This is a genomic window from Allobosea sp. CER48, from assembly GCF_044752385.1.
Classification (GTDB): domain Bacteria; phylum Pseudomonadota; class Alphaproteobacteria; order Rhizobiales; family Beijerinckiaceae; genus Allobosea.
This window is the reverse complement of record NZ_JBIWYK010000069.1, coordinates 1-9,927: the sequence shown is the minus strand read 5'-3', so window position 1 is coordinate 9,927 and position 9,927 is coordinate 1. Positions and strand designations below refer to the sequence as shown.

Genomic DNA, 9,927 nt, shown 5'->3' with positions numbered 1-9,927 from the left:
AACGCGGCGGCCAAGCCCGGCGGGCAGGCGCCGCCGCCGAAGCTCGCCGAGATCACCGACGCGCTGTTCTGGGACGATGTGAACGTCAAGGTGATGGGCTATCTGCGCCTGGCGCGCGAGGCGGCGCCGCACATGGCGGCGAATGGCTGGGGCCGGATCATCAACATCAGCGGGCTCGCCGCGCGGCTGACCGGCTCGACCATCGGCTCCATTCGCAATGTCGCCGTGGCGGCGCTGACCAAGAACCTCGCCGACGAGCTCGGGCCGAAGGGCATCAACGTCACCGTGGTCCATCCCGGCACGACCCGGACGGAAAAGACGGCTTCGGTGGTTGCCGCCCGGGCCGCTGCCCGCGGCAAGAGCCAGGCTCAGGCCGAGGCCGATATGGCTTCGAACATCACGATCGGGCGGCTGGTCGATGCGGCCGAGGTCGCCGACATCGTCGCCTTCCTCGCCTCGCCGCGCAGCGTCGCGATCAACGGCGATGCCATCGCCTGTGGCGGTGGCATCCGAGGCGCGATCCACTACTGAGGCGCGGGCGCCTCAGAACAGCGCGGTCGGGGCGAACTGTGCCAGCGCCATCAGCGCGAGACCGGCGAGGCCGAGCAGCCCGCCGGTGAAGGCGAGCAGGCCGACGCCGGTGATGATCGCGGCGGACGAGATCACGATCGCGATCTGGATCAGGCCCGAGGCGATGTCGTACTTGTCGTCGCGGGCGGCGGCGATGTCCCGCTGCGCCTCGGCGGCCTTGGCGCGGGCAGCGAGTTCCTTGCGGCCTTCATTGGTCTCGGGCTCGGAATCGTAGCGCGCGACGGTCTGCTTCCAGCTCTCGATGCGCTTGCCCAGGCGTTGCCGGGCGGCTTCGTCGGTGATGCCGGCGAGCTCGACCTCCATCGCCTCGGCCGCGGTGCGGACCGTGGTGCCGCGGATCGTCTTGGCCTGGAAGAAGGCCCAGAGATTGGAGGCCTCGATGTTCTTGGCGACGGCTTCCTGCTCGGCGTTCTTGCCGCCGATCTCGGAGAAGGCGAGCATCAGCGCCAGCAGCGCGATCAGCAGCGCGATGCGTTTGTTGCCGCCCTCGGGCGTTTCGATGGAGCCGGACACGAATCACCTCGCAGGGCCGATATGGCGGCGCTGTTTAAGGCTTTCCGTTTGGGCAGCAAGAGGGCGTGGCCGGGCCGGTTTTCGGCCCGGACAGCATAATCTAGCGGCCGGCGCGCGGGTGGGCGGCGTCATAGGCCGCCATCAGCCGGGCCGAATCGATGCGGGTATAGATCTGCGTCGTCGAGAGCGAGGCGTGGCCGAGCAGCTCCTGGATCGCGCGCAGATCGCCGCCGCGGCCGAGCAGATGCGTCGCGAAGGAATGGCGCAGGGAGTGCGGCGTGGCGGAGGAGGGCAGGCCGAGCGCGCCGCGCAGCCCCTCGACCGCGAGCTGGATGATCCGCGGCGAGAGCGGCCCGCCCTTGGCGCCGACGAAGAGCGGGCCCTCCGGCGGCAGACGCCAGGGGCAGAGCTTCAGGTACTCGGCGATCGCCGTGACGACCACGGGGAGCACCGGCACCATCCTGGTCTTGCTGCCCTTGCCGATCACGGTCAGCGTGTCACCGGCCTGCCGTGGTGCCTGGGCGCGGGACAGCGAGAGCGCCTCCGAGATGCGCAGGCCGGAGCCATAGAGCAGGCCGAGAACGGCAGCGTCGCGGGCAAGTATCCATTGTTCGCGTTCTTCGCCGGCGCGCGTGTCCGCCTGGGTCACGGCCCTGGCGGCGCTCGGCTCGAGCGGGCGAGGCAGGGATTTTCCCAGTCGCGGCCCGCGGGTCGCGGCGAAGGCGGCGGCGGTCAGCTTGCCGCTGCGCTCGCCGAAGCGGGCGAAGGACCGCAGGGCGGCGAGCTGGCGCATCAGCGTGCGGTTGCCGACGCCGTCGCGGCGGCGCTGGCCCAGGAAGGCGCGCAGATCGGCGGGCTTGAGCCCGCCGATGTCGGCAAGCGAGGGCGCCGCGCCGAGATGCCCGGCCAGGAAGGCGGTGAACTGGCCGAGGTCCCGGCCATAGGCTTCCAGCGTCTTCGGCGAAAGGCGCCGCTCCGCCGCAAGGTGCGAAAGCCAGTCGCGCCGGAACGAGTCGAAATCGGTCATCGCGGCAGCATGACGCTCCTGCCTTAACAGCAGCCGAATCGGTGCTAGACACGGGGCCATGGACGAGACGGCGGACATGATCGAAGGCGGCACGGTCGACGTGTTGATCCCGCTCGGGCTCGATCAGGCCTACAGCTATGCCGTGCCGGCCGGGCTCTCGCTCAAGCCGGGCGATGTCGTGCAGGTGCCGCTCGGGCCGCGGGAGACCGTCGGGGTGGTCTGGGATGTCGGCTCCGGGCGCGGTGGCAATCTCAAGAAAGTCAGCGGCAAATACGACATGCCGCCGCTCGATCCGGCGCTGCGCAAGCTGGTCGACTGGGTCGCCTGGTACACGCTGGCGCCCAAGGGCTCTGTGCTGGCGCTGGCGCTGCGCCGGCAGCCGGACGACACGCCGGAGCGGCCGAAGCTCGGCGTCAGGCTCGCAGGGCCGCCGCCGGGGCGGATGACGCCGGCGCGGGCTCGCGCCATCGCCGCGGCCGAGGGCGGTCTGCTGATCGCGAAATCTTCCCTGGCCGAGGCGGCCTCGGTCAGCGCGGCGGTGATCGATTCGCTCGTCGATGCCGGCACCTTCGCCGTCGAGCCGTTGCCGCGCGAGGCGATCGCGGCGCGGCCCGATCCCGAGCACGCCGTGCCGGAGCTGTCGGAGGGGCAGCGCGAAGTGGCGCAGGCGCTGGTCGCGGCTGTTCAGGCCAAGACCTTCAGCGTCGCCCTGCTCGAGGGCGTGACCGGCTCGGGCAAGACCGAAGTCTATTTCGAGGCCGTGGCGGAGGCGATCCGGCAGGGCCGACAGAGCCTGATCCTGATGCCGGAGATCGCGCTCACCGCGCAGTTCATCGACCGTTTCGAGGCCCGCTTCGGCGTCAAACCGGGGCTCTGGCACTCGGCCGTGAGCGGGCGGCGGCGCGAGCGGCTGCAGGCGGCGATCGCGAGCGGCGAGGCAAAGGTCGTGGCCGGCGCCCGCTCGGCGCTGTTCCTGCCTTACAGCGACCTCGGCCTCATCGTCGTCGATGAGGAGCATGAGAGCGCCTACAAGCAGGAGGACGGCGTCTCCTACCACGCCCGCGACATGGCGGTGGTGCGCGGCCGGATCGAGAATGCACCGGTGGTGCTGGCCTCGGCGACGCCCTCGCTCGAAACCCGCGTCAATGCCGAGCGCGGCCGCTACACCCATCTCAGGCTGCCGGAGCGCTTCGGCGGGCGGGAACTGCCGCAGCTCGGTCTCGTCGACCTCCGGCGCGACAAGCCGGAGCGCGGCCGCTGGCTGTCCGGCGCGCTGATCAAGGCCGTCGAGGCCAATCTGGAGGCCAAGGAGCAGTCCCTGCTCTTCCTCAACCGGCGCGGCTATGCGCCGCTGACGCTCTGCCGCGACTGCGGCCATCGCTTCCAGTGCCCGAACTGCACGGCCTGGCTGGTCGACCACCGCTTCCGGCGCGCGCTGGTCTGCCATCATTGCGGCCATGTCGAGCGCCGGCCGCATGAATGCCCCGCCTGCCACCAGCCGGAGAGCCTGATGGCCTGCGGGCCGGGCGTCGAGCGGCTGGCCGAGGAGGTCGCGACGCTTTTTCCACAGGCGCGTTCGATCGTGCTCTCCAGCGATTTTCCGGGCGGCACCGAACGGCTGAAGCAGGAGCTGATGGCGGTGGCCGAGGGCGATTTCGACATCGTCATCGGTACGCAGCTCGTTGCGAAAGGGCATAATTTCCCCGGCATGACCTTGGTGGGCGTGATCGATGCCGATCTCGGCCTCACCTCCGGCGATCCGCGCGCTGCCGAGCGAACGTTCCAGGCGCTGCGGCAGGTTACGGGACGCGCAGGGCGGGGCGAGAAACCCGGTCGCGCCCTGCTTCAGACGCATGACCCGGAGCATCCCGTGCTCAAGGCGCTGATCTCGGGAGACCCGGAGCGGTTTTATGCCGCAGAGGAGGCTTCGCGGGAGGCCGCCGGCCTGCCGCCCTTCGGCCGGCTGGCGGCGCTGATCGTCTCCGCCAGCAGCCAGGCGGAGGCCGAAAGCCATGCCCGGGCGCTGGCGCGCTGCGCCGAGGCCGGCGACGGAATCATGGTGCTGGGGCCGGCGGAAGCGCCATTGGCGGTGCTGCGCGGGCGCCATCGCATGCGTCTGATCGTCAAGACGGCCCGCGAGATCAACCTGCAGGACTATCTGCGCGGCTGGCTGAAACGGGCGCCGCGGCCCAAGGGCTCGGTCAGGGTGGCGATCGACGTCGACCCCCAAAGTTTCCTTTGAAGCCCTGAAAGGAGCGGCGATTTTGCCGCTGGGGATGGCGAACTAGCGATTGCGCGGCCCGGAACCACATGCTAGGGCACCGCCACATTTCGGACGCGAAGTCGCTCGGTCGACTTTGCGCCAAGACACTCGCAGCGCCGGGACCATGCACTCCACCTTCTCCGGAAGGTCGCCGGTGCGGGCCCTTGAAACGAGAGACGGGAAGCGTGGCTGAAGGCGGATCGCAGGGGACATTGGTGTCGGGCGTAGCTCAGCGCTATGCCACCGCTCTGTTCGAGCTGGCTGAGGAGAACGGTGCGATCGACGCCGTCGCGGCCGCTCTGGATTCCTTCAACGGGCTGCTCGCCGAGAGCGAGGAGCTCCGTCGCCTGATCGAGAGCCCGGCCTTCACGGCCGAGGAGCAGGTCGCCGCGATCAAGGCCGTGCTCGAGAAGGCCGGCATCTCCGGCATCGCCGCCAACTTCATCGGCCTAGTCGCCAGCAAGCGCCGTCTCTTCGCGCTGCCGGGCATGATCACGGGCTACAAGCGCCTGGTCGCCGAGGCCAAGGGCATCGTCTCCGCCGAGGTGACGGTCGCCGAGCAGCCGACGGCCAAGCGCGTCGACGAGATCCGTGCTGCGCTGAAGGGCGTCGCCGGCAAGGATGTCGACGTCGCGATCAAGATCGACCCGACCCTGATCGGCGGGCTCGTCGTCAAGATGGGCTCCCGCATGGTCGATGCCTCGTTGAAAACCAAGCTCAATTCAATTCGTCTTGCCATGAAAGAGGTCGGCTGATGGACATCCGCCCCGCTGAAATCTCCGCCATCCTGAAGGCCCAGATCTCGAATTTCGGGTCGGAAGCTTCGGTCACCGAAGTCGGCCAGGTTCTCTCCGTCGGTGACGGCATCGCCCGCGTCTACGGCCTCGACAAGGTCCAGGCCGGCGAGATGGTCGAGTTCGAGTCCGGCGTCCGCGGCATGGCGCTCAACCTCGAGAGCGACAATGTCGGCGTCGTGATCTTCGGTTCCGACCGCGAGATCAAGGAAGGCCAGACCGTCAAGCGCACCGGCGCCATCGTCGACGTCCCCGTCGGCAAGGAGCTGCTCGGCCGCGTCGTCGACGCTCTCGGCAACCCGATCGACGGCAAGGGCCCGATCAAAGCCAAGGCGCGCGCCCGCGTCGACGTCAAGGCGCCCGGCATCATCCCGCGCAAGTCGGTGCACGAGCCGATGGCGACCGGCCTCAAGGCGATCGACGCCCTGATTCCGATCGGCCGCGGCCAGCGCGAGCTCATCATCGGCGACCGCCAGACCGGCAAGACCGCCGTCGCGCTCGACACCATCCTGAACCAGAAGTCGCTGAACGGCGAAGGCGCTCCGGAGAGCCAGAAGCTCTACTGCGTCTACGTCGCCGTCGGCCAGAAGCGCTCGACCGTCGCCCAGTTCGTGAAGGTCCTCGAGGAGCGCGGCGCCCTGGAGTACTCGATCGTCGTGGCGGCCACCGCCTCGGACGCCGCCCCGATGCAGTTCCTGGCGCCCTTCGCCGGCTGCGCCATGGGCGAGTTCTTCCGCGACAACGGCATGCACGCGGTCATCATCTATGACGACCTTTCCAAGCAGGCCGTCGCCTACCGACAGATGTCGCTGCTGCTGCGCCGCCCGCCGGGTCGCGAAGCCTATCCGGGCGACGTGTTCTATCTCCACTCCCGCCTGCTCGAGCGCGCGGCGAAGATGGGCGAGGCTGCCGGCCTCGGCTCGCTGACGGCGCTGCCGGTCATCGAGACCCAGGCGAACGACGTGTCCGCCTATATCCCGACCAACGTGATCTCGATCACCGACGGCCAGATCTTCCTGGAGACGGACCTGTTCTACCAGGGCATCCGCCCGGCCGTGAACGTCGGCCTCTCGGTGTCGCGCGTCGGCTCCTCGGCGCAGACCAAGGCGACGAAGAAGGTCGCCGGCAAGATCAAGGGCGAGCTCGCCCAGTATCGCGAGATGGCTGCCTTCGCGCAGTTCGGCTCGGACCTCGACGCCGTCACGCAGCGCCTGCTCAACCGCGGCGCCCGCCTGACCGAGCTCCTGAAGCAGCCGCAGTTCTCGCCGCTGAAGATGGAAGAGCAGGTCGTCGTGATCTATGCCGGCGTGAACGGCTATCTCGACGCGCTGCCGGTCAACAAGGTCCGCGCCTTCGAGGACGGCCTGCTGTCGCTGGTCCGCTCGAAGCATGCCGATTTCCTCAATGAGGTCGGCACGAGCAAGGACCTGTCGGACGCCAACGCCGCCAAGCTCAAGGACATCGTCGCGGGCTTCGCGAAGTCCTTCGCGTAACGGTTCGCGCAACCCGTCATGGTCGGGCTTGTCCCGACCATCCACCTTGCACCGGCAAGGCTGGCGGGGACCAAGACATGGATGCTCGGGACAAGCCCGAGCATGACGCCCTGGATGCGAATGGCCGGCGACGGCCATGACGGAGTGAGAGCAAGGGATGCCCTCTCTTAAGGACCTACGTAACCGCATCGCCTCCGTGAAGGCGACGCAGAAGATCACCAAGGCCATGCAGATGGTCGCGGCTGCGAAGCTGCGCCGCGCGCAGACGGCCGCCGAGGCAGCCCGCCCCTATGCCGAGCGCATGGAGACTGTGCTGGCGAACCTCGCCTCCGGCGTGTCCGGGTCGAGCGCGCCGCGCCTGGTCGCCGGCACGGGTTCGGACAAGGTGCATCTGCTGCTGGTGCTGACCGCCGAGCGCGGCCTGTGCGGCGCCTTCAACTCCTCGATCGCGCGCCTCGCCCGCGACAAGGCGCTGGCGCTGAAGGCCGAGGGCAAGACGGTCAAGATCATCTGCGTCGGCAAGAAGGGCTACGACATCCTGCGCCGGCAGTTTGCCAGCGACATCATCGAGTTCATCGACCTGCGCGAGTTCAAGCAGGTCGGCTTCGCCAATGCCGAGACGATCGCCCAGAACGTGCTCGCCCGCTTCGACAATGGCGAGTTCGACGTCGCGACGCTGTTCTTCTCGAGGTTCCGCTCGGTGATCGCGCAGATCCCGACCGCGCAGCGGATCATCCCGGCGGAGATCCCGGAAGGCACCAAGCAGACCGACGCGGTCTACGACTACGAGCCGGACGAAGGCGAGATCCTCGAGACGCTGCTGCCGCGCAACCTGACCGTTCAGGTGCTGCGCGGGCTGCTCGAGAACGCCGCCTCGGAGCAGGGTGCGCGCATGTCCGCCATGGACTCCGCCACGCGCAACGCCGGCGAGATGATCAAGAAGCAGACGCAGCTCTACAACCGCTCGCGCCAGGCGATGATCACGAAGGAACTGATCGAGATCATCTCCGGCGCGGAAGCGCTCTAACCGCCTCATCTTCGCCGGCGGAGCGATCCGCCGGCTGCCGAAACATCCGAATGCGCTAGTCCCCGAGGTTCCACCATGGCCAAAGCCGCTACCAAGACCACCAAGACGAAGACCGCCGAGAAGCCCGCCAACGCCGGCACCGGCCGCGTTGCCCAGGTCATCGGCGCCGTCGTCGACGTGCAGTTCGATGGCGCCCTGCCGGAGATCCTGAACGCGCTCGAAACCGACAACCTCGGCAACCGCCTCGTCCTCGAGGTTGCCCAGCATCTCGGCGAGAACACCGTCCGCACCATCGCGATGGACTCCACCGAAGGCCTGGTCCGCGGCCAGTCGGTCACCGACACCGGGGCCCCGATCGCCGTGCCGGTCGGCGACGAGTGCCTCGGCCGCATCATGAACGTCATCGGCGAGCCGGTCGACGAAGCCGGCCCGATCCTGACCACCACCACCCGCGGCATCCACCAGCCGGCTCCGGCCTATTCGGAGCAGTCGACCGAGGCGCAGATCCTCGTCACCGGCATCAAGGTCGTCGACCTGCTGGCTCCCTACGCCAAGGGCGGCAAGATCGGCCTGTTCGGCGGCGCCGGCGTCGGCAAGACCGTGCTGATCATGGAGCTCATCAACAACGTCGCGAAGGCCCACGGCGGCTACTCGGTGTTCGCCGGCGTCGGCGAGCGCACCCGCGAAGGCAACGACCTCTATCACGAGATGATCGAGTCGCACGTCAACAAGGACCCGAAGGAGAACAATGGTTCGACCGCCGGCTCCAAGTGCGCCCTCGTCTACGGCCAGATGAACGAGCCCCCGGGCGCCCGCATGCGCGTCGCTCTCTCGGGCCTCACGGTCGCCGAGCACTTCCGCGACCAGGGCCAGGACGTGCTGTTCTTCGTCGACAACATCTTCCGCTTCACGCAGGCAGGCTCGGAAGTGTCGGCGCTGCTCGGCCGCATTCCTTCGGCGGTGGGCTATCAGCCGACGCTCGCCACGGACATGGGCAACCTGCAGGAGCGCATCACCACCACGACCAAGGGCTCGATCACCTCGGTGCAGGCGATCTACGTTCCCGCGGACGACCTGACCGATCCGGCGCCGGCGACCTCCTTCGCCCACCTGGACGCCACGACCGTGCTGTCCCGCTCGATCGCGGAAAAGGGCATCTATCCGGCCGTCGACCCGCTCGACTCGACCTCGCGCATGCTCTCGGCCGACATCGTCGGCGAGGAGCACTACGGCGTCGCCCGCCAGGTCCAGCAGGTGCTCCAGCGCTACAAGGCGCTGCAGGACATCATCGCGATCCTGGGCATGGACGAGCTCTCGGAAGACGACAAGATGACGGTCGCCCGCGCCCGCAAGATCGAGCGCTTCCTGTCGCAGCCGTTCCACGTCGCGGAAGTCTTCACCGGCTCGCCCGGCAAGCTCGTCTCGCTCGAGGACACGATCAAGGGCTTCAAGGGCCTGGTCGAGGGCAAGTACGACCACCTGCCGGAAGCGGCCTTCTACATGGTCGGCTCGATCGAGGAAGCCGTCGAGAAGGCGCAGCGCCTGGCCGCCGAGGCCGCGTAGGCCTCGCGCACCGTTCCTTCCGGGCGGCTTCGGCTGCCCGGAACCATGCCGAGCATGGATTGTTGAGAGATCTGGCATGGCCCCCGAAGCCGTCTGGCGATCGGGGTGACGTCGGAGGAAAAGACAGGCGATGGCCACCTTCAAGTTCGAACTCGTCTCGCCGGAACGCATCCTGTTCTCGGGCGATGTCATCAGCGTCATCGTCCCCTCCGTCGAGGGTGAGATGACCGTGCTGGCCGGCCATGCGCCGCTCGTCGCGACGCTCAAGGCCGGTATCGTCTTCGTCCAGACGACCGACAGCAACGGCAAGGAATTCTTCATCAATGGCGGCCTCGTCGAGGTCAACCAGGCCTCGACGACGATCCTGGCCGAGCAGGGCCGGTTTCTAGAGGATGTCGATACCGCCGTTCTCGATGCCGAAATCCTGACCGCCGAGACCCGCCTCGCCGGCTCGCACAACGACGACGAGAAGAAGCGGCTGCAGGAGACGCTGGTGCAGCTGCAGGAATTCAAGCACGTCTTCGAGCAGCGCAAGGCGGCCTGAGGCCTCCTCGCAAGCCGGGCATGCAAGGGGCCGCGCAAGCGGCCCTTTTTCATGCGTAGCTGATGAATTCCAGCAGCGAGCCGTCGGGGTCGCGGAAATAGACGCTGGTGCC

The 9,927-nt window shown here is 68.3% G+C and carries 9 protein-coding genes; 7 read left to right on the top strand and 2 right to left on the bottom strand.

The window, feature by feature from the left end; all coding sequences use genetic code 11:
- A partial coding sequence (locus tag ACIPIA_RS04725; protein WP_400507171.1) for an SDR family oxidoreductase occupies positions 1 to 531 on the top strand: 531 nt, incomplete at its 5' end.
- A gap of 12 nt (positions 532 to 543) precedes the next feature.
- Here ACIPIA_RS04725 and ACIPIA_RS04720 read toward each other — a convergent pair.
- Together ACIPIA_RS04720 and ACIPIA_RS04715 are read right to left on the bottom strand one after the other, a co-directional pair.
- Complete coding sequence (locus ACIPIA_RS04720; RefSeq protein WP_400507169.1) at positions 544 to 1,104, bottom strand: DUF4337 domain-containing protein; 561 nt, start codon at positions 1,102 to 1,104, stop codon at positions 544 to 546.
- Between the two features lie 100 nt (positions 1,105 to 1,204).
- The gene (locus ACIPIA_RS04715; RefSeq protein WP_400507167.1) at positions 1,205 to 2,131 is read right to left on the bottom strand and encodes a tyrosine recombinase XerC; all 927 of its coding nucleotides are present in this window, start codon (positions 2,129 to 2,131) and stop codon (positions 1,205 to 1,207) included.
- A gap of 58 nt (positions 2,132 to 2,189) precedes the next feature.
- Here ACIPIA_RS04715 and ACIPIA_RS04710 point away from each other — a divergent pair, with 58 nt between their 5' ends.
- The 6 genes from ACIPIA_RS04710 (at position 2,190) to ACIPIA_RS04685 (ending at position 9,815) form a co-directional block, all read left to right on the top strand.
- Positions 2,190 to 4,373, top strand: coding sequence for a primosomal protein N' (locus ACIPIA_RS04710; RefSeq protein WP_400507165.1), 2,184 nt, complete (start codon positions 2,190 to 2,192; stop codon positions 4,371 to 4,373).
- A 206-nt stretch (positions 4,374 to 4,579) separates the two neighbouring features.
- Complete coding sequence (locus tag ACIPIA_RS04705) at positions 4,580 to 5,149, top strand: F0F1 ATP synthase subunit delta (protein WP_400507163.1); 570 nt, start codon at positions 4,580 to 4,582, stop codon at positions 5,147 to 5,149.
- Positions 5,149 to 6,681, top strand: a complete 1,533-nt coding sequence (gene atpA, locus ACIPIA_RS04700; RefSeq protein WP_400507161.1) for a F0F1 ATP synthase subunit alpha — start codon at positions 5,149 to 5,151, stop codon at positions 6,679 to 6,681. Before ACIPIA_RS04705 ends, atpA begins: the two co-directional genes overlap by 1 nt.
- 157 nt (positions 6,682 to 6,838) lie before the next feature.
- Entirely contained in the window at positions 6,839 to 7,708 is an 870-nt protein-coding gene (locus tag ACIPIA_RS04695) for a F0F1 ATP synthase subunit gamma (protein WP_400507159.1), read from the top strand.
- 75 nt (positions 7,709 to 7,783) lie between these two features.
- Positions 7,784 to 9,271 (top strand): F0F1 ATP synthase subunit beta, encoded by a 1,488-nt coding sequence (gene atpD / locus ACIPIA_RS04690; RefSeq protein ID WP_400507157.1) that lies wholly within the window; start codon positions 7,784 to 7,786, stop codon positions 9,269 to 9,271.
- A gap of 130 nt (positions 9,272 to 9,401) precedes the next feature.
- Positions 9,402 to 9,815, top strand: coding sequence for a F0F1 ATP synthase subunit epsilon (locus ACIPIA_RS04685; RefSeq protein ID WP_400507155.1), 414 nt, complete (start codon positions 9,402 to 9,404; stop codon positions 9,813 to 9,815).
- Positions 9,816 to 9,927: the final 112 nt, after the last annotated feature.